The organism is Nonomuraea glycinis, from assembly GCF_014646515.1.
GTDB lineage: Bacteria > Actinomycetota > Actinomycetes > Streptosporangiales > Streptosporangiaceae > Nonomuraea > Nonomuraea glycinis.
Window position 1 is genome coordinate 103,784 of record NZ_BMNK01000003.1, and the last position, 26,123, is coordinate 129,906.

Below are 26,123 nucleotides of genomic sequence, written 5' to 3' on the forward strand. Positions count from 1 at the left end.
TCACCGCCCGTCTAGCGGGGGCGGGCCGCCTGCAGTTCGGCACGTACGGCCGGTGTGAGCACCTGACCCGCACGCTCGACCAGCAGCGTCATCTGGTAGGCCACCAAGCCCATGTCGCAGTCGGGCGCCGCCAGCACCGCGAGACACGACCCGTCGCTGATCGACATGATCATCAACAGGCCACGCTGCATCTCGATGACGGTCTGGGAGACCATGCCACCTTCGAAGACGCGGGCCGCACCCTGGGTCAAACTGATCACACCTGAGGCGACAGCGGCAAGCTGGTCGGCCCTGTCCTTGGGGAAACCCTCGGAGAAGGCCAGCGGCAGGCCGTCTGACGACACCACGACGGTGTGCGCCACACCAGGCACGTTGTTGACAAAATCGGTGATCAGCCAGTTGATGCCACGCGCTCCCTGGCTCAGTTCTCTCATTGTTGCTCCTCCTCATTCTCGTCTCCGCGGGTGAACGCGCGGCCTTGCCGTACGCCTTGCTGGAAGCTCGACAAGCGGCTTCGCAGCCGATCGGGAGAGATCTGCGGGGCCGGTGAAGTGACGGGGGGCTCGGCCAGGCTCGCCGTGCCGGGCACCAGGTTCGCCTTGGGGACGCGGCGCGGCAGCCCGGACGCGGTGGTGCCGCCCTTCGCGGGCTCGGCCGCCGCTTGGGCCGCCTGCCAGCCGCTGTCCGCCGGGGACGTCCACGACGGGCTGACGCCCGACTCGCCCGGCCTGCGCTGCGGCAGCGCGGGCTTGTCCGAGGCGGTCTCCATCGGCCGGATGGCGGGCTGCACCTGCGTCTCCGGCTCGGGCTCGGGCTCCGGCACCGGGTCGGGCCGGCGGGGGGCGAGCTGCTCGGGCTCGGGGCGGCGGAACCAGTCGGACCCGACGGAGGAGAAGATCGGCAGGAACTCGTCGCCCTGCTCCTCCAACGGCGAGTTGCGCACCACGGGGAGCGGTCCGGTCAGGTCCTGTGAGGAGTAGTTGCCGGGCCCGAACGGGTTGACCGCCGCGTGGCCGTTCTGCGGGACGGGGTCGGCGGGCTTGGGACCATCGGCGAAGGACGGCCAGCGCTGCTCGTCACCCGCGAGCGAGTTCCAGCGCTGCTCGTCGGCCGCGAACGGCGACGGGCGCTGCTCCTCGCCGAAGGGCCGCTGCGCGGGCTGCTGGCCGAAGGAGGTCCAGCGCTGTTCCTCCTGCGGCTGGGCGGGCGGCTCGGTGGCGAAGGAGGGCCAGCGGGGCTCCTCCGGCGCCAGGGGAGGCGGCTCCTCGGCGAAGGACGGCCACCGCTGGTCGCCGAGCGCCGGCGCGGGCGGGGGCGTCTCCTCCGCGAACGAAGGCCAGCGGGGCTCGGCCGCCGCCGGGGGCGGCGCCACCTCGCCGAAGGACGGCCAGGACTGCTGCTCCTGCCGCTTCTGCGGCTCGGGGAACGGCGGCCAGGCCTCGCCCCCGGGCGCGGGCAGCGAGCCGGGCCACTGGGTGTCCATCGGCGCGCTGTCCTTGCCCCTGATGTCGGCCGTGTCGAGCCCGGGGGGCATCGAGGCCATGCCGCCGGGGGGCGCCGCGTAGACGCCGGAGCCGTTCGTCGCCGGGCTCTGGTCGAACATGCTGGGGTCGAAGTTGGTGAACGCGTCGTACTGGGAGCGCTGCTGCGGGGCGCCCGGCATGCCGGCCAGCAGCATGTCGGGCAGCATGACCATCGCGCTCAGGCCGCCGCGCTCGCGCATCATCAGCTGCACCCGGATGCCGTGGCGCAGGGCCAGGCGGCCGACCACGAACAGGCCCATGCGGCGCGACACCGCGACGTCCACGACGGGCGGGTTGGCCAGCCGCCAGTTGGCCTCGGCCAGCTCCTCGGCGCTCATGCCGATGCCCAGGTCGTTGATCGTCACCAGCACGCCGCCGCTGTCGACGGCGCTGGTGACCTGAACCTTGCTCTCGCGCGGCGAGAACGAGACGGCGTTCTCGATCAGCTCGGCCAGCAGGTGCACGGCGTCGGTGACGGCCGGACCGGCGACCATGGGGCCGGACGCGATCTGGATCTGGACCCGCTCGTAGTTCTCGACCTCCGACAGGGAGGCGCGGGCCACGTCGACCAGCGGGACCGGCTCACTCCACTTACGGGCGGCCTCCTGGCCGGCCAGGACCAGCAGGTTCTCGCTGTTGCGGCGCATACGGGTGGCGAGGTGGTCCAGGCGGAACAGGTTGGCGAGCCGGTTCTCGTCCTCCTCGCCCTGCTCCAGGCCCTCGATGAGCTGGAGCTGCCGCTCGACCAGCGTCTGGCTGCGGCGCGACAGGTTGACGAACATCGAGTTGACGTTGGCACGCAGCTTGGCCTCGTCGCCGGCCAGCCGGATCGCCTCGCGGTGGACCTCGTCGAACGCCCGGGCCACTTCCCCGATCTCGTCCCGGGTGTCGATACCGACCGACGGCACCTCGGGCACCCGGGCCGCGTCGCCGGACTCACGCAGCACGCGGACGGTCTCCGGCAGCCGGGTGGTGGCGACCTGGAGAGCCTCGGCCCGCAGCCGCCGCAGCGGCCGCACCAGCGATCCGGCCACCCGGGTGGTGATCACCAGCACCAGGAGCAGCAGGACCAGGATGGTGGCGCCGGAGATGATGGCGTTGCGCTGCTCGGTGTCACTGAGCTCGCGGGTCTTCGTCACGATCTTGGTGGCCAGGCCGTCCTCGACCTTGCGCATCGCGTTGGTGGTGAGCAGGGTGCTCTCGTACCAGAGGTTGATGTCCCGGCGTGAGGTGACGTCGAGGTCCCTGATGCGGGCGTACTCGCGCAGCTGGGCCAGGGCCCGCTGGCGCATGGAGTCGGCGCGGTCGATCTCGATGCCGCGCACGACCTTCGAGTAGGCCGCCAGGTCCTGGGGATCGGCCTCCTGCTCGAAGGCGGCGAGCTCGGACTGCTGACGGTTCCACGAACCGAGGAAGTCGGACAGGTCGTCGTAGTCGAGCGACCGCTCTTCGAGCGCGACGACCATGATGCCCTGCTGGCGCGAGACCTCTTCCTTGACCCGCTGGAGCGCGCGCAGCGCGTTCACGTCACCCTGGAGGTCTTCGTCGTTGACACCCTCGCCCAGGTCGGCCTGGAGCGCGGCCAGGACCTCGATGAGCCGCGAGTAGGTGCTGATCGAGGCCCGGGGCGGGACGCTGTCACCCAGGATCGACTCACGCAGCCCCTTGAGGCCGTTGAGCCACCGGTTCATCTCCTCGACCTCGCCCTGCACCCGCGTGGAGTGGGAGGCGTCGATGGCGCCCGAGGCCTCCAGCACGCGCTGCTTGGCGGCATCGACCGTGCCACGCTGCGTGCGCAGCTGGGTCATCCGGCCGTTCCGCCGGTTGTCGGCGACGTACCACGCGGTGAGGGTACGTTCCTTCCCGAGTTCGTGGGAGAGCACGCCGACGCGCTGCACCAGCTCGGCCACCTGGGTGAGCCGGCGGTATTCGCTGCTCGTGCCGATGGCGTCGGCCAACTGGATGCCTGCGAGCAGCACACCCACGATCGTGGGAATGAGGATCAGCGCCACCAGCCTCGAGCGCACGCGCCAGTTCGCCAGCCGGAACCGTCCGCCTGTGTACTCCCCCGGCCTCGTGTGCTTGGGGTTTTCCGTCCTCACTGGCTCTCGCAACCTCTCGCCGTTACGTGCTCGAAGGAAATCAGACACGCGTGTGGCGCATGGGATTCTGCCGGGCTGGGTAATTGGAACACAACCCGTACCAGATCGGCCAACCGGACATATCCCACTAAACGCTCCCAAAATAGGATCATGGGAGACATAGCGCCGTTCACGTTCTTCAGGCCGGGCGGAACGAGTCGCGTTCCGCGGGTGCCATATGCTTGATCATCAGATGGCGGGTCACGGAATATTCTTGCACCGCCTCCTGGCTCATGTCCTTGCCGAAGCCACTGCCCTTGACCCCGCCGTGCGGCGCCTCGCTGGCGATCGGCAGATGATCATTGACCCACGTCACCCCCACATCGAGGCGGTGCGACACCCGCATCGCGCGGGCGACGTCGGCCGACCACACCGAAGAGGCCAGGCCGTAGCGGGTGTCGTTGGCCAAGGCGACCGCCTCGTCCTCGCCGTCGAACGGCAGCACCACGAGCACGGGCCCGAACAGCTCGCCCTGGACGATCTCGCTGTCCTGTGCGACATCTGTTACCAAAGTGGGTGGATAAAAGTATCCGGGCCCGTCGACCGGCGCGCCGCCGTGCAGAATCCGTCCGCCCGAACGGGAGACGAAACCGTGCACCCGGTCCCGGTGCGCCGAGGAGATCAGCGGCCCGATGTCCGTGGCCGGGTCCCAGGGGTCACCGACCCGGATGCCTTCGAGCGTCGCCCGCAGCGCCTCCACCGTCTCGCCGTGGACCTCGCGGGCGACGTAGACGCGGGTGGCCGCGGTGCAGTCCTGGCCGGTGTTGTACGTGGCCCCCAGGGCCACCCCACGGGCCGCCTGCGCCAGGTCGGCGTCCTCGAAGACCAGGGCGGGCGCCTTGCCACCCAGCTCCAGGTGGACCCGCTTGAGGGTGCGCGCGGCGCCCGTCATGACCGCCCGGCCCGTCTCGGTCGAGCCGGTCACGCTCACCATGTCCACGCCCGGATCGGTGACCAGCGCCTCGCCGACCGCGGCGTCGCCGGTGATCACCTGGACCAGCCCGTCGGGCGCGCCCGCCTTGGCGAACAGCTCCGCCAGGCGCAGCGTGCTGCGCGGCGTCTGCGGGGCCGGCTTGATGACCACCGCGTTGCCGGCCGCGACCGCCGGGCCGATCTTCCAGACGGCCATCACGAAGGGGAAGTTCCACGGCGCGATCGAGCCGATCACCCCGACCGGGCGGCGCAGCATGACCGAGGTGTAGCCGGCGCTGAACACCCCGGCGCCCGTCCCGTCCAGGGAGCGGGCGGCGCCGGCGAAGAAGCGCAGGTTGTCGATGGCGAAGGGCAGCTCGCCGTCCCTGAACACGGCCGCGGGCTTGCCCGTCTCCTCCACCTCCAGCCGGGTCAGCTCGTCGGCGTCGGCCTCGGCCAGGTCCGCCACCCGCAGCAGCAGCCGGGCCCGCTCGGCGGGCGTCGTCAGCCCCCACTCGGCGAAGGCGTCCCTGGCCCGCCGTACGGCCGCGTTGACGGCCGCCACGGGGGTGTCGGGCAGCTCCGCGCAGGCGAGCCCGGTCGCGGGGTTGATCAATTCACGCATGGATATCTTTCCCTGTTGGCACTGGAGTCCGTACCTACTTCTGGCCGAGGCCCTCGATCAGGTCGGCGGCCTTGCGCAGGCCGTCGCGCCCGCGGATCTCTTCGCCTGCGGCGGCAAGTCTCGCACGGAGCTCACCGTCGCCGAGAAGACGGTCGAGCGCGCCCTTCAGCTCCTCATCGGTGAAAGCGTAGGTGGAAAGCCTGACACCATAGCCCAATTCGTCCACCCGCTGCGCGTTGTCGTACTGGTCCCAGAAGAGCGGGAGCAAGATCATCGGCTTGCCGAAGTGCAGCGCCTCGGTGGTGGTGTTGTTGCCGCCGTGCGTGATGACCAGGTCGCACAGCGGTATGATCTTCGTCTGCGGCAGGAACTCGGCGCCCCACATGTTGTCGGCGAGCTTGATCTCCTCGTGCAGCGGGCCCTTGGAGACGATGATCTGGTGCGGCGTGGTGCCCAGCACGTCGATCACCCGCTGCATGAGCTCCACGTCCGAGGAGCCGAGCGAGCCGAGCGAGAAGTAGACCAGCGATCCCTCGTTGCGCTCGAAGGGCAGCTCGAAGTCCTCGTCGGTCTCCCGGACCGAGGAGTCGAGGCGGTGCCAGTTGTCGGCGAGCGGCCGGGCGTCGGTGTAGTCGAGGATCTCCGGGAACACGTAGAGGTTCAGGTCCCCCTCGTGGATGAAGTCCAGGTCGGGCAGCGGCTCGGTGCCCTGCTCGACGCACCAGGCGTTGAAGGCGCTCCAGATCTCGCGGTGGGTGCGGTCGTACTCAGCGCGGAAGGCGTCCCACTCGGCGCGGTCGTCGGCGGGCAGCCCGGAGAAGACCGGCGCGATGCCCTCGCCGCGCACCTCCAGCGGGTTGCAGGAGACGATCCGGACGAACTTCTTGCCGGCGGTGAGCAGCGCCGGGAAGGTGATCACGTTGTCCTCGACGATGACGTCCGGCTGGACCCGCTCGATGATCTCCTTGAGCTGGGGCTCGCAGTATTTGGCGCCGTCGATGAGCGAGTCCCAGATCGGCTTGGTGACGGTCGCCAGCTGCTCCAGGGTGCTCTTGCGGTATTCGGGCGCGGTCTCGCGGATGAAGTCCTTCCAGAACTGACCGGCGTCCTGCTCCTCCTCGGCGGGCGGGGCGAGGTCGACCAGGTCCTCCTCGAAGCCGAGCGCCTCCAGCTTGCCCTTCCAGGACGCCTCGGCGGCGAACACGACGCGGTGGCCGCGGTTGCGCAGGATGTCGCCGATGCCGATGGAGTTGTTGGTGGGCCCGTAGGCGCTTTCCGGCATGAACAGGATGGTGAGAGACATGGGCACTCCGGTGGGGCTAGACATTTGAAGGTCAATTCAAATACGCAGGTAGCGAGGAGGTCAACTTCAGGGCAATATGGTCACGGATTACTGAACCGCAAGTGAAGAAAATGGCGAGGTGGTGAAGATGGCCCAGCGCAAGAGCCGTAGTGACCGGCGCATCGATCTGATCGAGGCGGCGCGGCGGGCCATCATCAAGCATGGCGTCGACGGAGTCCAGCTCTCCCACGTGGCCGAGGAGGCCAGACTGACCTCCGGCGCCGTGCTCTATCACTACCCTGACCTGGGCGAGCTGCTGGTCGAGGCGCAGCACTCCGGGATGGAGCGCTTCTACGAGCAGCGGCTGCGGCAGATCGCCGCCCTCACCGACCCGGCCACCAAGCTGGTGCTGACCATCAAGTCGGGGCTGCCCACCGGCCCGCTCGACCCGGACGTGCGGCTGCTCAACGAGCTGGGCGGAGCCGCCGGGCGGCACCGCGTCTACGGGGTGCTGCTCACCTCGCTCTACGACCGGCAGGTGTCGATGTACCAGTCGATCCTGGACACGGGGTCGGCGCTCGGGGTCTTCAGGCTCACCGCCGACGCGCTGTCGATCTCGCGCAACCTGGTGGCGCTGGAGGACGCCTACGGCTACCGCATCACCGCCCGGCATCCGCTCATCGGCCCGGAGGAGGCGGCGGAGCTGATCCTGTCCTATGCGCGCACGGTGACGGGCAACGACCTGCTTCATTGATCGACCGGGATGATCACGGCGTCGTCGGTCCGCCAGTCCAGCGTGACCTCGGCGCCGGGCTTGACCTCGCTGGCGCCCTGCACCGCCACCAGCACCGGCTTGAGCCGGCCGGGCACCGACACCGAGATGTGCGAGATGCCGCCGTAGAAGCTGACGTCGAGCACCGAGCCCTTGAGGCCGCCGCCCGTGGCCGCCGCCGCGCCCAGCCGCACCCTTTCCGGCCGGACGCCGAGCAGCGCCTTGGAGCCTGTCCGCAGCGCCCGCAGCGGCCTTCCGCGCAGCGCGCCGAAGTCCTCGGTCGCCAGGGTGTCCTCGGCGGCCAGGGCGCCCTCGAACAGGTTGTTGGCCCCGACGAAGTCGGCGACGAACCTGGTGTGCGGCCGCTCGTACAGCGTGACCGGCTCGTCCACCTGGCGCACCACGCCGTGGTCGAAGACCGCGATGCGGTCGGCGAGCGACATGGCCTCCTCCTGGTCGTGGGTGACGACCACGAAGGTGATGCCGACCTCGTTCTGCAGCCGCTTGAGCTCCAGCTGCATGTCCGCGCGGACCTTCTTGTCCAGGGCCGACAGCGGCTCGTCCAGCAGGAGCAGGCGCGGGCGCTTGACGATGGAGCGTGCCAGGGCGACGCGCTGGCGCTGGCCGCCGGACAGGTGCTGCGGCTTGCGGCCGGCGTGCGCCGTCAGGCCCACGGTCTCCAGCACCTCGCCGACGCGCTGCTTGATCTCCTGGCGTGACAGCTTCTCGCGCTCCAGGCCGTAGGCGATGTTCTTGGCCACGGTCATGTGCGGGAACAGCGCGTACGACTGGAACATCAGGCTGATCGGCCGGCGGTTCGGCTGCTTGCCCAGCAGGTCCTCGCCGTCGAGCGTCACCGTGCCGCTGTCGGGGGTCTCGAAGCCGGCGATGATGCGCAGCAGCGTGGTCTTGCCGCAGCCGGACGGGCCGAGCAGGGCGAAGAACTCCCCTTGCCCGATCTCCAGTGAGACGCCGTCGAGCGCGGTGACCTCGCCGAACCTGCGGGTGACCCCGTCAATCTTGAGCACGTGACTCCCCGATCTTGGTCATGCGCTGCCCCACGATCACAGCCGTGAAGCTCACCAGGAGCAGGACCGCCGCCAGCGCGTTGATCTTCGGGGTCACCCCGAAACGAATCATGGAATAGATGACGATCGGCAGCGTCTGCTCGCTGTTGCCGATCGTGAAGAAGGCGATCACGAACTCGTCCAGCGACAGCGTGAACGCCAGCAGCGCCCCCGCCACGATGCCCGGCGCGAGCTGCGGCAGCGTCACCTTCCTGAAGGTGGTCACCGGACCGGCGCCCAGGTCGCGCGAGGCCTCCTCCAGGGAGGCGTCGGCGCCGGAGAGCCGGGTGCGCACCACCGCCGCCACGAAGGCCATGGCGAACACGCCGTGCGCCAGGATCACCGAGTAGAGGCCCAGCGTGAGCTGGATCATGCCGTAGAAGAGCAGCAGCCCGATGGCCAGCACCAGGTCGGGCAGCACGGCCGGCACCAGCGCGACGGCGTCCAGCGTCTTGGACCTGGTGTGGCGGGCCAGGCCCACGGCGAGCAGGGTGCCCAGCACGGTGGCGATCACCGTCGAGCCGGTGGCCACGATGAGCGTGTTGATCAGGCCGTCCATGATGCGCTCGTCCGCGGCGAGGTCGGCGTACCACTTGAGGCTGAAGCCCTCATAGGTGTACGCCGACTCGCCGGAGTTGAACGACATCACGACCAGGACGACGATCGGCGCGTACAGGAACACGTACGTCGCCCAGAACGGGACGTACAGGAGTCTCGATCTACGCACGGCGGGCCACCCAGGCCTGCGCGAGCAGCAGCACGAGCAGCACCGCGATGAGGGCCAGCGCCAGCGTGGAGCCGAACGGCCAGTCGCGGGCCTTCAGGAACTCCGTGCGGATCAGGTTGCCCACCATGGCCGTCTTGCCGCCGCCCAGGATCTCGGGGATGACGAAGTTGCCGAAGCTCGGCACGAACACGAACAGGCAACCGGTCATCACCCCCGGCACCGTGAGCGGCAGCGTCACCTTGCGGAAGGTGGTGAACGCCGAGGCGCCCAGGTTGGCCGAGGCCTCGCGCAGCTGCGGGTCGAGCTTCTCGATCGCGGCGTACAACGGCAGCACCATCAGCGGCAGGTAGGAGTAGAGCAGGCCGGTGACGACGGCGCCCTCGTTGTAGAGCAGCTCGACGGGCTCCAGCCCCAGCGCCTGCAGGCCGGAGTTGACCAGCCCTGGACCGCTCAGCAGGATGATCCAGGCATAGGCGCGGATGATGAAGTTGGTCCAGAACGGCAGCACGATCGCGACCAGCGCGATCGTCTTCCACTTACGCGGAAGCTGCGCGATCAGGTAGGCCGTCGGATAGCCGAGCAGCAGCGCGATCAGCGTGGCCAGCCCGGCGATCTTCAGCGAGGTGCCGAGCACGCTCAGGTAGAGGGGGTCGAACAGGCGGGCGAAGTTCTCGCCCGTGAACTCGTAGACGACGCCGCCGAAGCGCCCACGCTGGAAGACCGTGTAGCTGAGCACCAGCGCCAGCGGCACCAGGAGCAGCACGATCAGGTAGGTCAGCCCCGGGGCCAGGAAGACGAATGCGCCCAGCCGGCGCCCCCGCGAGGGAGACACCGGCCGGGCTTCGATCGAGACCTTCACCGCAACTAGTCGGCCTGGATTTCGGAGGACAGGCGCGTGAACTTGGTCGACGCCTGCCCGAGGTCGAAGATGGCCTCACCGTCGAGCAGCTGGGCCGGCTTGATGCCGAGCAGCGATCCCGGGGCGATCTTGACCTTGTCCATGGCGGCCTTGTTCGGCACCTTGTAGTTGATGTTCTCCGCCGCCCAGCGGTGCACCTCGGGGTCGAGGATGTAGTTGATGAAGGCGTGTGCGGCTTCCTTGTTCTTGGAGGACTTCAGGATGACCATGGTGTCCACCCAGAGGTCGCTGCCCTCCTTCGGCACCGCGAACTTGATGTTCTGCTTGGCGTCGGTGGTCGGGCACCAGCCGTCCCACGCCTCCACCATGAGCGCCTCGCCCTTGATCAGCCGGTCGCCGAACGTCGTGTCGTCGAAGGCGAGCAGGTGCGGCTTGGCGGCCAGCAGCAGCTCCTTGGCCTTGGCGATCTCGTCGTCCTTGGCGGTGTTGACCGAGTAGCCGAGGGACTTGAGCGCGGGCAGGGCCAGCCAGCGCTCGGTGGTCATCAGCGTGACCTTCTTCTCGGCCCAGGCCGGCGGCTTCAAAAGATCGTTCCAGCTCGTCGGCGGGGTCTTCACCAGGTCGCTGCGGTAGCAAATGCCGGTGGTGCCCCACGTGTAGGGCACGGAGTACTTGTTGCCCTTGTCGTAGGAGAGCTGGGTGGCCTCGGGGTAGAGGTTCGACAGGTTGGGGATCAGCTCGGCGTGGATGGGCTCCAGCAGATTCTGCTCGTTGAGCGCCTGGGCGTACTGACCGGACACGAACGCCACGTCGATGCCGCTGTCACCACCGGTGGTGAGCTTGGTCATCGCGGTCTCGTTGGTGTCGTGGATGGTGATGTCGAGCTTGGAGATCTTCAGCTCTTTCTTCACCATGTCCTGGAGCTCTTTGGGCGTGTAGCCGTCCCAGACCGTCACCATGAGTGACTGCTTCGCCAGATCGGCGTTGGGGTTCAGCTGAGCGGCTGTCGCCTGCGGTGCTGTCTCTGCGCTGTTGGTCGACCCACCGCCGCACGCCGCGACGGCGAGCGCGAGGCCGGCCGCCGCTGCAGCGGCCGGAAGACGACGGGTGACCCGGGTACGGAACACAGCCGCTACTCCTTATGGATTTCAGGGTACGAGAGGGGGTCGCGCGACCAACCGGACACGGGAGACCAGAGCAGGAGTGTTGCAGCAGAAATCAACATGAGCAAGACTTTGCTGGACATTGCTAGCTGGAAGTTTGGTCTAAGTGTTGAATACGGATTCAATTTGGAACCGGCTGATCTCTCTCGGTGAGGATCATGCCTCGTGCCGAGATCGCGGTCTCACAACCGCTCTGCTCACCGTGTTGGATAAACCCGTGCCGGCCGCGTTCGCCGTCCGCCGATTCCTCCCGCTTCCCACCATCTCGCACAGCGTGGGGGCCCCGGACACCGGGGGCCCGGCCGAGCGCGATTTCGGGCCACACGTAGATCAGACAAACTACTCTGTGGTGGTGAATGATCGGGTCGTCGTGAAATGGCTCACACCTCCCGTTCCGCTCCCGCGCACGCCTGAGGTGCTCGCTCACCTCGTTGATGTCGGCTTCAAAGACACCGCGCCGCCCTATGCCGCGCTCACCCGGGTGGACGGGCCGCAGGAGGTCCTGCTCGCGCTGGTGACGGGCTATCTTCCGGAGGCCACGGACGGCTGGGAATGGTGCGCCGACGAGGCCGAGGCGGGCCGCACCGACTTCGCCCCCACCCTCGGCCGCCTCGCCGCCGACCTGCACCTGGCCCTGTCGACCTTCCCCACGTCGACCTTCCCCGCATCGGCCTCCCCCGCACCGGCCTCCCCCACGTCAGCCTCCCCCACGTCAGCCTCCCCCGCGTCGGCCTCCCCCGCCGAGCCGACGCCGCCCGGCCCCGAACGGAACGCGGTCAGGGCCGAGGCCGCCCTGCGCGAAGCCCTGGAGCTCACCGACGGCGACGACGGCGACTGGCTGGCCGGCCACGCTGGGCAACTGCGCCAGGAGCTGGGCCCGCTGGCCGAACCCGTCACCTCGCCCAGGATCCTCATCCACGGCGACCTGCACGTGGGCCAGATCCTGCGCTGGCGCGACGGCTACGCGGTGATCGACTTCGACGGCAACCCCACCGTCACCGGCGCCGACCCGCTGCAGCCCGCCGCCCGGGACGTCGCCCAGCTGACCACGAGCCTCCAGCACGTGGCCCAGGTGGCGATCAAGCGCCGCGGCACCTCGCCGGACGACGCCGCCCGCTGGGCCGCCGAGGCCAGGACGCGCATGCTCGCCGCCTACCGCGACCGCCTGGCCGGGCGCGGCGCGGCCGACCTGCTGGACGAGTCCCTGATCCGCCCGTTCGAAATCGAGCAGGAGTGCCGTGAGCTGATTTACTCGGCCCGTCACCTGCCCCGATGGCGCTACGCGCCGATGGGCGTGCTGCGCGACCGGTATCCCGAGGAGAGTCGATGAACCCCGAGCTGTATCTGTCCGACCTGGAGGCCAAGCCCGCCGCCCTGGCCACCCTGGCCGGGACGCTGGAGGCCGCCGACCCCTTCGCGGCGCTGCCCGCCGGGGTCGAGCGCGTGCTGTTCCTGGGGATGGGCAGCTCCCGCTACGCCGCCGGCGTCGCCGCCCTGCGCCTGCGGGCGGCGGGAGTGGACGCCTACGCCGAGTACGCCTCCGCCGCCGCGTCCTTCCCGCGCGATGCCCGTACGCTGGTCGTACCGATCTCCGCGACCGGGAGCAGCCGCGAGACGCTGGACGCGGTGGCCCGCCACGGCGGTGGCGCCTCCCCCGTGGCGGCGCTCACCAACACCGCGGACTCCGCGCTCGCGCGGGCGGCGGACCTGGTGATCCCCATGCACGCGGGCGTGGAGCGGGGCGGCGTGTCGTGCCGCACCTTCCAGCACACCCTGGCCCTGCTGCTCGCCCTGGAGTCCCGTCTCACCGGGTCGGGCCGGGACGTGGCGGCTCTGGTGCGGCGCGCCGCCGAGGCCACGGCCGACCTGCTGGAGCGCAGGGACGAGTGGCTGCCGCTGGTGCTGGAGCTGCTCGACGGCCCGCACGGGGTCTACACGATCGGCCCGGTGGAGCGCCTGTCGTCGGCCGAGCAGTCGGCGCTGATGCTCAGGGAGGGCCCGCGCCGCCCGGCGGACGCCTGCGAGACGGGCGACTGGGCGCACGTGGACGTCTACCTGACCAAGACCCTCGACTACCGCGCGCTGCTGTTCCCGGGCTCGCGCTACGACGAGCAGGCCATGGACTGGGTACGGCAGCGCGGCTCCACGGTCGTCACCGTCGGCGGTGAGGTCAAGGACGCCACCGCGGCCGTCCGGTACGTCCACGACGACGACGCGGACGTGGCGCTGCTGACCGAGACGCTGGTCGCCGAGCTGGTGGCCGCCTACTGGTGGGCGGCCCAGTGATCAGCGGAGCGAGCGCGCGGTCAGCGCGTGCTCCACGAGGGTGATCAGCGTGGACTTGACCGCCTCCCGGCTGCGGGCGTCGGTGCGCACGAGGGGGATGTGCGGGGAGAGCGTGAGCGCCTCGCGGACCTCGTTCTCCACGTGCGGGAAAGCCCCGTTCCAGCCGTTGACGCCCACCACGAAGGGCAGCTTGGCCTCTTCGAAGTAGTCGATGGCGGGGAAGCTGTCGGCCAGCCGGCGGGTGTCGACCAGCACCACGGCACCGATGGCGCCCCGTACGAGGTCGTCCCACATGAACCAGAACCGGTGCTGACCCGGCGTCCCGAACAGATACAGGATCAGGTCATGGTCCAGCGACACCCGGCCGAAGTCCATCGCCACCGTGGTCGTCGACTTGTTCGGGGTGAGCGAGACGTCGTCGACCCCGGCCGAGGCGTCGGTCATCACCGCTTCCGTGGTCAGCGGCGTGATCTCCGACACCGCCTTCACGAACGTCGTCTTGCCCACGCCGAAGCCCCCGGCCACCACGATCTTCGTCGAGGTGAGCCCGGGACTAGAGCCTGCGTAGTCCACTGAGCACCCTTTCGAGCAGGCTCGCGTCAGGCTTGCCCGCGTCCAGCTGCGGCTGATACACCCTGACCAGGCCTTCCGCCTCCATGTCAGCGACCAGCACTCTGGCCACGCCGAGCGGGATGGCCAGCAGCGCGGAGATCTCCGCCACGGACCTGATCTGCCGGCACAGCTCGCTGATCTGCCGGAACTCCCGGGCGTACACCGGTCCCAGCTGCATCGACGTCGCCGAGGAGACGAGCGCCTCCATGGCGAGCGCCGTGCGCGGCGCGGTCCGTCCGCCGGTTACGGCGTACATCCTCACCAGCGAGCTGCGCTCGGGCTCCGGCTCCCCGCCATGCCACGATGCCACCGTCTACTCCCATCACCAGGGGCGTGCGCTTGAGAGTTCCGCGCGCACGTCAGGCGTGAGCACCTGCCCCGCACGTTCGACCAGGATCGTCATTTGGTAGGCCACCAGGCCCATGTCACAGTCCGGTGCCGCCAGCACCGCCAGGCACGACCCGTCGCTGATCGACATCACCAGCATCAGGCCGAGCTCCATCTCGACGAGGGTCTGCACGACCTCGCCGCCCTCGAACACCCGCGCCGATCCCGCGGTGAGGCTGACCAGCCCGGCCGCGATGGCGGCGAGCTGGTCGGCGCGGTCCTTGGGGAACCCGCGGGAGAAGGCCATCGGCAGCCCGTCAGCGGAGACCACCACCGCGTGCGCCACGCCGGGCACCTCTTCGACGAAGCCGCTGACGAGCCAGTTCACATCCTTGGCCGCCTGGCTCAAATTACTCATCAGTCCTCCTCAAGCTCGGTACGACCCTTGCGGACGCCCTGCTGATAACTGGAGAGCCTGCTGCGGAGCCGATCGGGGGACACCGGGGGCGCGGGCATGGGCGACGGCGCGGGCGCCGCGGACCCGGGCACCAGATTCGCCTTCGGCGTCCGCTTCGGCAGTCCGGCGCTCGTCGTGCCGCCGCGCGCCGGCTCGCGTACCGCCCCGGCCGCCTGCCAGCCGCTGTCGCCCGACGACGACCAGGCGGGGTCGGGCTCGGACTCCCGCCGGTCCGGCGTGAACGACGGCTTGGTGAACCAGCTCGACTCGACGGAGGCGAAGATCGGCAGGAAGTCGCCCTGCGTGGACTCCCGTACGGGTTCCTGCGCGGGGAACGGCGCCGGCGGCAGCTCCACGGAGTTCGTGAACTGCGAGCTGAACCACGAGGAAGGCTCCGGCGTGGGGGTCATGTCCAGAGACGGATGACCGGGGCCGGGCATGGAGGGCGTCGGCGGCAGCGGCGGCATGGAGGGCATGCTCGGCATCGGGCCCTGCTGGTACGGCATCATCTCCGGCGCGGACACCGCCGTGCGGGAGAACGACGCGTCGGGCACCGCGCCGGGCACCACGGTGAGCAGCGTCTCCGGCAGCAGGACCATGGCGGTCAGCCCGCCGACGTCCTGACGCCGGAGCTGCACCCTGATGTTGTGCCGCAGGGCCAGCCGGCCGACCACGAACAGGCCCATCCGGCGCGACACCGACACGTCCACCACCGGCGGGTTCGCCAGCCGCCAGTTGGCCTCGGCCAGCTCTTCCGCGGTCATCGAGATGCCGTTGTCGGTGACCGAGAGCATCAGCCCGCCGCCGTCGATGCGGCTGCTGGAGATGATCACCTTGGTGTCGCGGGCGGAGAACGAGACGGCGTTCTCGATCAGCTCGGCCAGCAGGTGGACCACGTCGTTGACGGCCTGACCCGCGATGGCCGACTCCGACTGGACCTGGATGCTGACCCGGTCGTAGCTCTCCACCTCGCCGAGCGCGGCCCGTACCACGTCCATGAGCTCGACCGGCTGGCTCCACTTGCGCACGGCCTCCTGACCCGCCAGGACCAGCAGGTTCTCGCTGTTGCGGCGCATGCGGGTGGCCAGGTGGTCCAGCTTGAACAGGTCGCCGAGCCTGGCGTCGTCGCGTTCGCCGCGCTCCAGCCGCTCGATCAGGGAGAGCTGCCGCTCCACCAGCGTCTGGCTGCGCCGCGACAGGTTGACGAACATCGCGTTGACGTTGGCGCGCAGCCTGGCCTCGTCACCGGCCAGGCGCACGGCCTCGCGGTGCACCTCGTCGAAGGCCCGCGCGACCTCACCGACCTCGTCCCTGGAGAAGACGTTGATGGGCGGCACCTCGGCGTCGACCACGCCGTCGCGGGACTCGCGCAGGTGCTGCACGAAGTCGGGCAGCCGCTTGCCGGCGATCTCCAGGGCCTCGGCGCGCAGCCGGCGCAGCGGGCGTACCAGGGACCTGGCGACGCCGGTCGTGATCAGCAGGATGGCCACGAGCAGCGCGATCACCGCGCCCGCGATCACGTACGCGCGCTGCCGCTCGTCGGCGCTGAGCGCCTCGCTCCGGGCCACGATGCCCGCGGCCTGGCGCTGCTCGACCATGCGCATGGAGTCGACGACCACGTTGGACGCCGCGAACCACTGCCCGGCGTCGTCGCGGTTGCCCTGGTCGAGGCCGCGTACGGTCTGCCCGGCGGTCGCCCTGATGAGCACCAGCTCGCGCAGGAACAGCATGGTGTCGGCGGAGCGGCCGTTGACGTTCTCGTCGAAGATCCGGCGTTCCGCGGCCGTGGCCTCGTCGGCGAAGGCCTTGCGCTCGTTCTCCTCGCGCGACAGCTCGCCGAGGAAGCGCTTGAGCTGGTCCTGGCTGAACGCGCCCTCGCTCAGGACGGTGGTCAGCAGGGCCTGCTGGTGCGAGACGCTCTCCTTGGCGCGGGCGAGTGAGTCGAGCATGCGGGACTGGCGGAACAGCTCGTCGTCCTGGCTGCCCTTGATGAGCTCGTTGTGGACCGAGAGCAGGTCGTTGATCACGGTGGAGTACAGCTCGACGGAGGCGGCGGGCAGCAGGTCGGCGTCGAGCGCCTGCTCACGCAGTCCGACGAGGTCGTCCAGGCGGTTGAGCATGTTCTGGATCTGGTCGGCCGTCCGGCCGGTGACGCTGAGCAGGAGATCGTCGGCGCTGATCCGGACCTGGCCGATGACGCCGTCCACCTGGTCCATCTGCTCGCGCACCGACGGCAGGCCGCTGGCCGGGCGGTTCCTGGCGATGAACCAGGACATCCTCGCGCGCTCTCCGGAGACCACATGGGTGAGCTCGCCGATCTGCGCGGAGAGCTGGGCGAGCTGATTCGTGCGCGCGAAGTCGGCCGCCGCGCCTGTCGAGGCGAACACCTGAAAGCCACCGAGCAGCACGGCCGCGGCCGTCGGAACGAGAATGAGCGCGACAAGTCGCGCCCGCACACGCCAGTTACGCAACCGCCAGTTGCCTTCCTCTGGCGGCCGCTGTCCTAACTCAGTACTCACCGAACGCAACCTCTCGCCCGAATCGGCGCAATATGAAGATCCCCGTGACGGATGTGAAAATCCAGCAAGCCTGGGCAATTGGAACACATATCTACCAGCTCGGCCAAGCGCAACATAACGCTACATAAGTTGAGTAGTGTGACGCACGAGCAAGAACCTGGAGCTCCATCTACCCACCTTCCGGGATGTGGAATGCTCCCTTAAATAGGTAAATGTCCCTATATGGGGTATTTGTGGGGTCCCTGACCGTAACACCCCAGGACCTTCGAGGTCTCCAGAAGGTCACAGCGTTGAGATTCCCGTTATTCACCACATATGTTTGCTCCCTCAACTGAGGAGGCGAGTGGTGCGGGAATCTCCCGACAGTGGGGCCATCGGTGTTGAAGGGCTGTGGAAGATCTTCGGTCCCCGGGCCGAAAGGGTGCTGGACAGCGACGACAGGTTTCTGGAACCTGGGGCGCTAAGAGAGAAGACCGGCTGCACCCCCGCTGTGAGGGACGTGAGTTTCGAAGTAAGCCCCGGCGAAGTCTTCGTGGTGATGGGTCTGTCGGGCAGCGGCAAATCCACTCTCGTCCGTTGTTTGACCCGGCTCATCGAGCCGACCGCCGGCCGGATCACGATCGGCGGCGAGGACGTCCGGGCCGCTTCTCCCGCCCGCCTGCGCGAACTGCGCCGCCATCACGTCAGCATGGTCTTCCAGCACTTCGGCCTGCTGCCGCACCGCCGGGTGATCGACAACGTCGCCTACGGGCTGGAGATCCAGGGCACCGGCAAGGCCGCCAGGCACGCGCGGGCGGCGGACATCCTGTCGCTGGTCGGCCTCGACGGCCACGCCGACTCCTATCCCGACCAGCTCTCCGGCGGCATGCAGCAGCGCGTCGGGCTGGCCCGCGCGCTCGCGGTCGAGCCCCAGGTGATGCTGTTCGACGAGCCGTTCAGCGCGCTCGACCCGCTGATCCGCCGGGACATGCAGGCCGAGGTGGTCCGCCTGCACCGGGAAGTCGGCAAGACCATGGTGTTCATCACGCACGACCTGTCGGAGGCGCTCAAGCTGGGCGAGCGCATCGCGATCATGCGAGCCGGCGCGATCGTGCAGATCGGCACGCCGGAGGAGCTCGTGGGCGCGCCCGCCGACGACTACGTGGCGGACTTCGTCCGCGACGTCCCCAGGAGCCACGTCCTCACCCTGCGCTGGATCGCCCGGCCGCCCGAGGAGGGCGAGCCGCTGGACGGCCCCGCGCTCCCGGCCGTCACGCTGATCAAGGACGCCATCGGCGCCGCCTCGTCCTCCTCCCGCCCGATCAGGGTGGTCGACGGTGACGAGCTGGTCGGTGTGGTGGACCGGGTCGATCTGCTGAGCTTCCTCGCGGGCCAGGACGTCTCGGGATTGGACGTCTCAGGATCGGATGCCTCAGGATCGGATGCGGTGGCGACCGCATGAGCAGTACGGCCGTCAGCACACCCTCCAGGTTCCGGGTGCCCGGCTGGGTCGCGCCCACGGGGATCGCGCTGCTGTTCGTGGTGGCGTACCTGATCTTCCAGGGCACCGGCACGCTGCCGCACAACAGCGAGGCGCCGCAGTTCGCGGCGGTCACCGAGCTGCGCGAGTGGATCGATGACCACCGCAACGACAACCCGGTCTTCCTCTACTTCCTGAACTACATCCGGATCTTCGTCGAGGCGCTCTTCAGCCTCTTACAGACCACCCTGTACGCGCTGGGCTGGCCCGGCTTGATCGGGGTCATGGGCGCGCTGGCCTGGCTGGCGGGCGGCTGGCGGGTCGCGCTGGGCGCCGTCGCCGGGTTCTGCTCCTTCGGCGTCTTCGGGCTCTGGCAGGCCAGCGTCGACACCCTCGCCCTGGTCGCGTCGGCGGTGCTGCTGTCGCTGGTGATCGGCATCCCGCTGGGCGTCTGGGCGGGGCTGTCCGTACGGGTGCGCAAGCTGTTCACGCCGGTCCTGGACGTCATGCAGATCATGCCGCACTTCGCCTATCTGGCGCCGCTGGCGCTGTTCTTCCACATCGGCGCGCCGGCGGGCGTCATCGCGACCATGATCTACTCGATCCCGCCGGCCATCCGGATCACCGCGCTGGCCATCCAGCGGGTCTCCCCCACCGCGGTCGAGGCCTCGGCCTCCCTCGGCGCCACCCGGGCGCAGACCCTGCTCAAGGTGCACCTGCCGCTGGCCAGGTCCACGATGGCGCTGGCCATCAACCAGACCATCATGATGGCGCTGTCCATGGTGGTCATCGCGAACCTGATCTCCGCGCCCGGCCTCGGCTCCGACATCATCCGCGGCCTGTCGCGCGCGCAGGTCGGCATCATGCTCCCGGCCGGCCTCGCGATCGTGGTCATGGCGGTGGTGCTGGACCGGATGATGGTCTCGGTGGCCAAGCGCGACCCGCGTAACAAGATCGGCAGGAGCAGCCTGGTCGTCGCGGCGGTCCTGGCGGGCGCGGGCCTGATCGCGGCCCCGTTGCTGCCGCGCGAGTGGCCCGCGAACCTGACGATCAACCTCGTCTCCGAGATCAACGACGTCGTCCTCTGGGCGGAGACGAGCTGGTTCGGCGTCACCTCCTTCATCAAGGACACGTTCTCGAACCTGGTGCTGAACCCGCTGGAGCACCTGTTCACCTCGGCGCCGTGGTGGCTGGTCGCCGCCGCGGTGCTGGTCGTGGCGTGGCGGATCAGCGGGGTACGACCGGCGCTCACGGCCCTGGCCTGTCTGCTGGCGATCGCCCTGCTCGGCACCTGGGAGCACTCGATGCGGACGCTGACCACGGTCGCCGTCGCGGTCGTCGTCACCCTCGTCATCGGCCTGCTGCTGGGCGTGGCCGCCGCCCGGTGGGACACCTACTCCGCCTTCCAGCGGCCGCTGCTCGACGCGGCGCAGACGATGCCCTCGTTCGTCTACCTGTTGCCGGCGCTCGCCCTGTTCGGCACCACCCGGTTCACCGCGATCTTCGCCTCGATCATCTTCGCCGTGCCGCCGGTCGTGCGGCTCGTCGAGGACGGCATCAGGACCGTGCCCGCCACCGTGGTCGAGGCGGCCACCTCCGCCGGATCGACCTCGGGACAGCTCCTGTGGAAGGTGCAACTCCCGATGGCCAGGCGAGCCATCCTGCTCGCCGCCAACCAGGGCATCGTCATGACGCTCGCCATGGTGGTCGTCGGCGCGCTGGTCGGAGCCGGAGCCCTCGGCTACGACGTGGTCCTCGGCTTCTCCCAGCGGACGGACTTCGGGATGGGATTCGTGGCCGGTGTCGCGATGGTCCTGCTCGGAGTCATGCTCGACCGCATCACGCAAGGTGCCGACAGGCGCCCATCCCCCACAAAAGGAATGTAAAGACAATGAAGATTCGCCTGCTCGCAGGCCTACTGGCCCTGGGGCTCGCCGCGGGGTGCGGCGGGGCCACGGTGGATACCGCGCCCAGTTCCACCGCTTCGGCGGGCACCGCCACCACGTCCGGCGCGGCCGGGACCGTGAAGATCGCGATCAACCCCTGGGTGGGCTACGAGGCCAGCGCCAACGTCGTGGCGTACCTGCTCAAGAACGAGCTGGGCTACCAGGTGGAGCTGCCCGAGATCAAGGAGCAGCTGGCCTGGGAGGGCTTCGAGACGGGTGACGTCGACGTCATCATCGAGAACTGGGGGCACCCGGACCTCAAGAAGCAGTTCATCGAGGAGAAGAAGACGGCCGTCGAGGCGGGCTCGACCGGCAACAAGGGCGTCATCGGCTGGTACATCCCCAAGTGGATGGCGGACGAGCACCCCGACATCACCGACTACAAGAACCTGAACAAGTACGCCAAGCTCTTCAAGACCTCCGAGTCGGGCGACAAGGGCCAGCTGCTGTTCGGTGACCCGTCGTACGTCAGCAACGAGGCCGCGCTGATCAAGAACCTCAAGCTGGACTTCAAGATCGTCACGGGTGGCAGCGAGGCCGCGCTGATCAAGGGCGCCCAGCAGGCTCAGGCGCAGAAGAAGCCGCTGCTGTTCTACTTCTGGGACCCGCACTGGCTGTTCAGCAAGACCGAGCTCGTCCGAGTCAACCTGCCCCCGTACGCCGAGGGCTGCGACGCCGACCCGAAGAAGGTCGCCTGCGACTATGCCGAGATGGACCTCGACAAGATCGTGAGCAAGAAGTTCGCCGACACCGGCGGCAAGGCGTACGACCTGGTCAAGAACTTCAGCTGGACCAACGAGGACCAGAACGCCGTCGCCGACGACATGACCAACAACGGCATGTCCGGCGAAGAGGCGGCCAAGAAGTGGGTCGAGGCCAACAAGGCCAAGTGGCAGGCCTGGATCCCCGCGTAACACCCCCTGATCCCCTTCACCCGTGACCCCGCCGCAGGGCGGGGTCACGGTCGCGGAGACTCTCATGCGAACCAAGACACTCGCCGGGCCGCTGCTGCTGGCCCTGCTCCTGACCGCCTGCACCGATGCGGCCCCCACCTCGGCCGGTCGGGCGAACCGTACCGTCAATATGGACATTCACGCGTGGGCCGGATATGAGGCCCAGGCCGCCGTGCTGGCGTACCTGCTCGAACGGGAGCTCGGTTACAAGGTCGTGAAGCGGGAGATCAAGGAGGACGAATCCTGGCGCGACTTCGAAAGCGGCGAGGTCGACGTCATCGTGGAGAACTGGGGCCACAACGATCTCAAAGAGGAGTACATCGAGCAGAAGAAGGTCGCACTCTCCGCCGGGCTCACCGGTAACAAAGGGGTGATCGGCTGGTACGTCCCCGAGTGGATGGCCAAGAAATATCCGGATATCACCAACTGGCGGAACCTGAACAAGTACGCGAGTCTTTTCCGGACCACGAGATCCGGCGACCTCGGCCAAGTGCTGGACGGCGATCCCACCTTCGTCACCAACGACGAAGCGATCGTCAAGAACCTCGGCCTCAATTACAAGGTCGTCTACTCCGGCAGCGAAGCCGCGCTCATCAAGGCGGCCCAGGCGGCGACCAAGAACAACACACCGCTGCTGATGTACTTCTACGAACCGCAATGGCTGTTCACCAAGGTGAAACTGGTGAAGATCAACCTTCCGGCGTACGCGATAGGCTGCGACAAGGCCGCCGCCAAGGTGGCCTGCGACTATCCCCCCTACCTGCTCGACAAGATCGTCAGCAAGAAGTTCGCCGAGACCGGCGGCAAGGCCTACGAGTTGGTCCGTAACTTCAGCTGGAGCAACGACGACCAGAACGCCGTCGCCAGCGACATGATCAACCGCAAGCTCAACGCCGACCAGGCCGCCAAGCGGTGGGTCGAGGAGAACGAGATCGTGTGGAAGGACTGGATCCCCCGTTGATCTACGACTACGTCATCGTGGGAGGCGGCTCCGCGGGCTGCGCCCTGGCCAACCGGCTCAGCGCCGACCCGTCGGTGTCGGTCCTGGTCCTTGAGGCGGGCCGGCCCGACTACCGGTGGGACGTGTTCGTGCACATGCCCGCCGCGCTGATGTTCCCCATCGGCAACCGCTTCTACGACTGGAAGTACGAGTCGGAGCCCGAGCCGCACATGAACGACCGTCGTGTCTACCACGCGCGCGGCAAGGTCCTCGGCGGCTCCAGCAGCATCAACGGCATGATCTTTCAGCGCGGCAACCCGCTCGACTACGAGCGCTGGGCGGCCGATCCCGGCATGAAGAGCTGGGACTACGCGCACTGCCTGCCTTACTTCAAGAAGATGGAGAACTGCCTGGCCGACCCCGGCACCGAGTTCCGGGGCGGCGAAGGCCCGCTCAAGCTGGAGCGCGGCCCCGCGAAGGGCCCCCTGTTCGACGCGTTCTTCGAGGCCGTCCAGCAGGCCGGTCACCCGCTCACCGACGATGTGAACGGCTACCGGCAGGAAGGCTTCGCCGCCTTCGACCGCAACCTGCACCGCGGCCGCCGGCTGAGCGCCGCCCGCGCCTACCTCCATCCGGTACGGCACCGCCGCAACCTCACGGTGAAGACCCGCGCCTTCGTCGAGAAGATCGTCTTCGAGGGCACCCGAGCGGTCGGCGTGATCTGCGACGGCGAGCGCATCGGCGCGGGCGAGGTCATCGTCAGCGGCGGCGCCATCAACTCCCCCCAGCTCCTGCAACTGTCCGGCGTCGGCCCCGCCGACCTGCTGGAGCCCCTCGGCATCGAGATGGTGCACGACCTGCCCGGCGTGGGCGCCAACCTGCAGGACCACCTTGAGGTGTACGTCCAGCACGCCTGCACGCAGCCGGTGTCGCAGCAGCCGTCGCTGGCGATGTGGCGAAGGCCGTTCATCGGCGCGCAGTGGCTCTTCCTGCGCGGCGGGCCCGGCGCCACCAACCACTTCGAGGCGGGCGGCTTCATCCGCTCCAACGACGATGTCCCGTACCCGAACCTGATGTTCCACTTCCTGCCGATCGCCGTCCGCTACGACGGCAGCGCCCCGGCGGGCGGGCACGGCTACCAGGTGCACATCGGCCCGATGTACTCAGACGCCCGCGGCTCGGTGCGCATCACCTCGGCGGACCCCCGCGTCAAGCCCGCGCTGCGCTTCAACTACCTGTCCACCGAGCAGGACCGCCGCGAGTGGGTGGAGGCCATCAGGCGCACCCGCGAGATCCTCTCCCAGCCGGCCTGGGCCGCCCTCGACGGCGGCGAGATCTCCCCCGGCCCCTCGGTGGAGACCGACGAGGAGATCCTCGCCTGGGTGGCCAAGGACGGCGAGACCGCCCTGCACCCGTCGTGCACCTGCAAGATGGGCGTGGACGAGATGTCCGTGGTGCACCCGGACACGTTACGCGTGCACGGCCTGGAGGGTCTGCGCGTGGTGGACGCCTCGGCCATGCCGTACGTCACCAACGGCAACATCTACGCCCCGGTCATGATGCTGGCGGAGAAGTCCGCCGACCTCATCCTCGGCAACACCCCGCTCCCTCCGGAGCCCGCCGAGTTCTACCGCCACTGAACGCCGATCCCCATGGCATTTTTGGTGCAAATCCGAATAAATCGGACTTTGTATGCATCTGGCTGCACTGAGGACCTTACACACGGTTGACTATCGTGACTAAACGGGAATACTGGTTTCCCTGTTGGCCGTCGTTCGAGTGAGACTGAGGATGCCCATGTCGCTTGGCCCCGCCCTGTCTCAGGCAGAGCCGCACCAGGCACACAGCCGTGCCGACGGCGCGCAGGGGCGCGGTCCACGCCGGACGCCGTGCGAGACCGCCACGCGCTGCTAGCAGGCTCTTCGGCGGTCGGCATCTTCCCGCCGGCTTCCTCGACCCCAGGACTTGTCATGCCGTCAGACTCCTCCAGCGTTCCCATACTGATCATCGCGATCGTTCTCGCCCTCGTCCTCGTGGGCGTTCTGCTCCTCCACACACGCGTACGCCGCAAGCTCGCCCACGCCCAGGGGCAGCTCGTTCAGGCCCGTCAGGCACAGGAGCATCGGACGCGCGAGACCAGCGTCGGCCACCAGCGCCTGGCCCAGGCGGAGCGCCAGGCCCAGGAGAGCGCGGAGCTGCTGCGCGAGGCCCGCGCCCAGCACGACCTCGTCCGCGCCGAGACCGAGCACCTGATCGCGAAGCGCATCCCCGCCCTGCTGGCCCACCTGCGCACCCCGCACGTGATCGTGCCCGGCGTGCAGAACCCGGCACTCGCCGGCACGGACGTCGACAAGCAGCACCGCACCATCCTCGACGCGGTCACCCGCGGCCTCAGGGAGGAGGGCGAGCGCATCGACGAAGCGGCCCAGGCGGTCATCAGAGGCGCGATGTCCCGCGTGCAGACCCAGGCACTGCGCGCCCAGGACCTGCTCGCCGGGGTGCAGCAGCGCTACAGCGGTGACGAGCACACGGCGCTGCTGCGCGAGGTGCTGGGGCTCGACATGTTCAACGAGCTGATCATCCGCCGCGTGCAGGTGACCGGCATCGCGTGCGGCGCCACGCCCGGCCTGTCGCGTGACGACACCTATCTGGTGGACCTGATGGTGGGCGCCATCTCCCGGGTGGAGAACTTCGAGCAGCGCATCGAGGGCCCGGCCAACCACCTGCGCCGCCGGATCGGGGTCGCCGCCCGCGCCGCCGAGTCGATCCTGTTCATCACCGCCGAGCTGCTGGCCAACGCCGTCCACCACTCCTACGGCACGCTCAAGGTGACCATCGCCGTACACGAGACCAACAACGGCGCCGCCATCGTCATCGACGACGCCGGTGTCGGCCTCAACGAGGACCAGTACGCCCGCGCCACCCGCCTGCTGAGCGGCATTCAGCCGACCCGCCTGGTCGACCTGGGCAACCCGCCGCACACCGGCTGGGCCGCGATCGGCCGCCAGGTGGCGCACTACGGCGTGCAGGTCACCGTCAAGAAGAGCGCCTTCGGCGGCGTACAGGCCGTGCTGACCATCCCCACCGCGCTGCTGGTGGAGATGCCGGAGGACAGCCGGCCGTCGGTGCTGGCGCCCGAGCCGGTCCGCGCCACGGTCCCGGCCGCCCGCCTGGAACCCGCCACCGCGCCTTCACGGCCGGAGCCCGTGACCGCCCGGCCGGAACCCATCGCCGCGCCTTCGCGGCCGGAACCCGTGACGGCGGCCGCGCGGATGGAACCCGCCGCCTCCTCCGAGCGAACCGATACCGCGGCGGCGGCGGATCTGGTGCCGCTGCCGCAGCGTCGTCGCCAGTCGCCGCCGCGTGCCGCATCCGGCTCCAGGCCCGCCGGCGGATTGCGCACCACGCCGGAGGAGGCTCAGAAGCGGTGGGGAGATTTCCAGGTCGGCGCCGAAGCGGGCCGCCGCGAAGCGCTCCCGACCGAGCAACACGACATCACCGAAGGGAAGTGACCGTTCCATGGACACTCACAGAGCTTCAGGCCGTGTTCAGA

20 protein-coding genes and 1 pseudogene are annotated in these 26,123 nt (G+C 69.0%); 9 read left to right on the top strand and 12 right to left on the bottom strand.

The window, feature by feature from the left end:
- Positions 1-11 precede the first annotated feature (11 nt).
- The 4 genes and pseudogenes from IEY87_RS10030 to IEY87_RS10045 form a co-directional block, all read right to left on the bottom strand.
- A complete protein-coding gene (locus IEY87_RS10030; protein WP_189138279.1) occupies positions 12-434 on the bottom strand; it encodes a roadblock/LC7 domain-containing protein in 423 nt (140 codons plus the stop codon).
- On the bottom strand, positions 431-3,550 hold the full coding sequence (locus tag IEY87_RS10035; protein ID WP_189138280.1) for a sensor histidine kinase: 3,120 nt from the start codon (positions 3,548-3,550) through the stop codon (positions 431-433). The genes IEY87_RS10030 and IEY87_RS10035 overlap by 4 nt, the downstream gene beginning before the upstream one ends.
- Positions 3,551-3,803: 253 nt before the next feature.
- Positions 3,804-5,213: pseudogene (locus IEY87_RS10040) on the bottom strand (aminobutyraldehyde dehydrogenase); the annotation flags it as partial.
- A gap of 22 nt (positions 5,214-5,235) precedes the next feature.
- On the bottom strand, positions 5,236-6,504 hold the full coding sequence (locus tag IEY87_RS10045) for a glycosyltransferase (RefSeq protein ID WP_189138282.1): 1,269 nt from the start codon (positions 6,502-6,504) through the stop codon (positions 5,236-5,238).
- A gap of 127 nt (positions 6,505-6,631) precedes the next feature.
- Between IEY87_RS10045 and IEY87_RS10050 the strand changes: the two genes are divergently transcribed.
- Positions 6,632-7,237, top strand: a complete 606-nt coding sequence (locus tag IEY87_RS10050) for a TetR/AcrR family transcriptional regulator (RefSeq protein ID WP_189138283.1) — start codon at positions 6,632-6,634, stop codon at positions 7,235-7,237.
- Here IEY87_RS10050 and IEY87_RS10055 read toward each other — a convergent pair.
- From IEY87_RS10055 to IEY87_RS10070, 4 genes are read right to left on the bottom strand one after another with little or no spacing between them, the layout of a single operon-like run.
- Positions 7,231-8,283, bottom strand: a complete 1,053-nt coding sequence (locus tag IEY87_RS10055) for an ABC transporter ATP-binding protein (RefSeq protein WP_189138284.1) — start codon at positions 8,281-8,283, stop codon at positions 7,231-7,233. The genes IEY87_RS10050 and IEY87_RS10055 overlap by 7 nt on opposite strands.
- A complete protein-coding gene (locus tag IEY87_RS10060; RefSeq protein ID WP_189138285.1) occupies positions 8,270-9,049 on the bottom strand; it encodes an ABC transporter permease in 780 nt (259 codons plus the stop codon). Before IEY87_RS10060 ends, IEY87_RS10055 begins: the two co-directional genes overlap by 14 nt.
- Positions 9,042-9,908, bottom strand: a complete 867-nt coding sequence (locus IEY87_RS10065; protein WP_225276907.1) for an ABC transporter permease — start codon at positions 9,906-9,908, stop codon at positions 9,042-9,044. Before IEY87_RS10065 ends, IEY87_RS10060 begins: the two co-directional genes overlap by 8 nt.
- A 5-nt stretch (positions 9,909-9,913) precedes the next feature.
- Positions 9,914-11,035 carry a polyamine ABC transporter substrate-binding protein gene (locus IEY87_RS10070; protein WP_189138286.1) on the bottom strand — a complete coding sequence of 374 codons (1,122 nt, stop codon included), beginning with the start codon at positions 11,033-11,035 and terminating at the stop codon, positions 9,914-9,916.
- A gap of 388 nt (positions 11,036-11,423) precedes the next feature.
- On the opposite strand from IEY87_RS10070, the gene IEY87_RS10075 reads away from it, so the two are divergent.
- Both IEY87_RS10075 and IEY87_RS10080 read left to right on the top strand, forming a co-directional pair.
- On the top strand, positions 11,424-12,401 hold the full coding sequence (locus tag IEY87_RS10075) for a phosphotransferase (protein WP_189138287.1): 978 nt from the start codon (positions 11,424-11,426) through the stop codon (positions 12,399-12,401).
- The gene (locus tag IEY87_RS10080) at positions 12,398-13,357 is read left to right on the top strand and encodes an SIS domain-containing protein (RefSeq protein ID WP_189138288.1); all 960 of its coding nucleotides are present in this window, start codon (positions 12,398-12,400) and stop codon (positions 13,355-13,357) included. The genes IEY87_RS10075 and IEY87_RS10080 overlap by 4 nt, the downstream gene beginning before the upstream one ends.
- On the opposite strand, the gene IEY87_RS10085 is transcribed toward IEY87_RS10080, so the two are convergent.
- The 4 genes from IEY87_RS10085 to IEY87_RS10100 all read right to left on the bottom strand — a co-directional run bounded on the left by IEY87_RS10085 (position 13,358) and on the right by IEY87_RS10100 (position 17,272).
- Complete coding sequence (locus tag IEY87_RS10085; protein ID WP_189138289.1) at positions 13,358-13,930, bottom strand: GTP-binding protein; 573 nt, start codon at positions 13,928-13,930, stop codon at positions 13,358-13,360.
- Positions 13,911-14,225: a DUF742 domain-containing protein gene (locus tag IEY87_RS10090; RefSeq protein WP_263651382.1), complete on the bottom strand. Its 315-nt coding sequence runs from the start codon at positions 14,223-14,225 to the stop codon at positions 13,911-13,913. The genes IEY87_RS10085 and IEY87_RS10090 overlap by 20 nt, the downstream gene beginning before the upstream one ends.
- 66 nt (positions 14,226-14,291) lie before the next feature.
- On the bottom strand, positions 14,292-14,714 hold the full coding sequence (locus IEY87_RS10095; protein ID WP_189138291.1) for a roadblock/LC7 domain-containing protein: 423 nt from the start codon (positions 14,712-14,714) through the stop codon (positions 14,292-14,294).
- Positions 14,714-17,272 carry a sensor histidine kinase gene (locus IEY87_RS10100; protein ID WP_189138292.1) on the bottom strand — a complete coding sequence of 853 codons (2,559 nt, stop codon included), beginning with the start codon at positions 17,270-17,272 and terminating at the stop codon, positions 14,714-14,716. Before IEY87_RS10100 ends, IEY87_RS10095 begins: the two co-directional genes overlap by 1 nt.
- Before the next feature lie 331 nt (positions 17,273-17,603).
- Here IEY87_RS10100 and IEY87_RS10105 point away from each other — a divergent pair, with 331 nt between their 5' ends.
- The 6 genes from IEY87_RS10105 to IEY87_RS10130 all read left to right on the top strand — a co-directional run bounded on the left by IEY87_RS10105 (position 17,604) and on the right by IEY87_RS10130 (position 26,082).
- Positions 17,604-18,713 (top strand): quaternary amine ABC transporter ATP-binding protein, encoded by a 1,110-nt coding sequence (locus IEY87_RS10105; protein WP_225276989.1) that lies wholly within the window; start codon positions 17,604-17,606, stop codon positions 18,711-18,713.
- The gene (locus tag IEY87_RS10110) at positions 18,710-20,617 is read left to right on the top strand and encodes an ABC transporter permease (protein ID WP_189138294.1); all 1,908 of its coding nucleotides are present in this window, start codon (positions 18,710-18,712) and stop codon (positions 20,615-20,617) included. Before IEY87_RS10105 ends, IEY87_RS10110 begins: the two co-directional genes overlap by 4 nt.
- A gap of 5 nt (positions 20,618-20,622) precedes the next feature.
- On the top strand, positions 20,623-21,591 hold the full coding sequence (locus tag IEY87_RS10115) for an ABC transporter substrate-binding protein (RefSeq protein ID WP_189138295.1): 969 nt from the start codon (positions 20,623-20,625) through the stop codon (positions 21,589-21,591).
- A gap of 64 nt (positions 21,592-21,655) precedes the next feature.
- Positions 21,656-22,591 carry an ABC transporter substrate-binding protein gene (locus IEY87_RS10120; protein ID WP_189138296.1) on the top strand — a complete coding sequence of 312 codons (936 nt, stop codon included), beginning with the start codon at positions 21,656-21,658 and terminating at the stop codon, positions 22,589-22,591.
- The gene (betA, locus tag IEY87_RS10125; RefSeq protein ID WP_225276908.1) at positions 22,567-24,210 is read left to right on the top strand and encodes a choline dehydrogenase; all 1,644 of its coding nucleotides are present in this window, start codon (positions 22,567-22,569) and stop codon (positions 24,208-24,210) included. Before IEY87_RS10120 ends, betA begins: the two co-directional genes overlap by 25 nt.
- Positions 24,211-24,540: 330 nt before the next feature.
- Positions 24,541-26,082 (top strand): ATP-binding protein, encoded by a 1,542-nt coding sequence (locus IEY87_RS10130; protein WP_189138297.1) that lies wholly within the window; start codon positions 24,541-24,543, stop codon positions 26,080-26,082.
- The last annotated feature ends 41 nt before the right edge of the window (positions 26,083-26,123 follow it).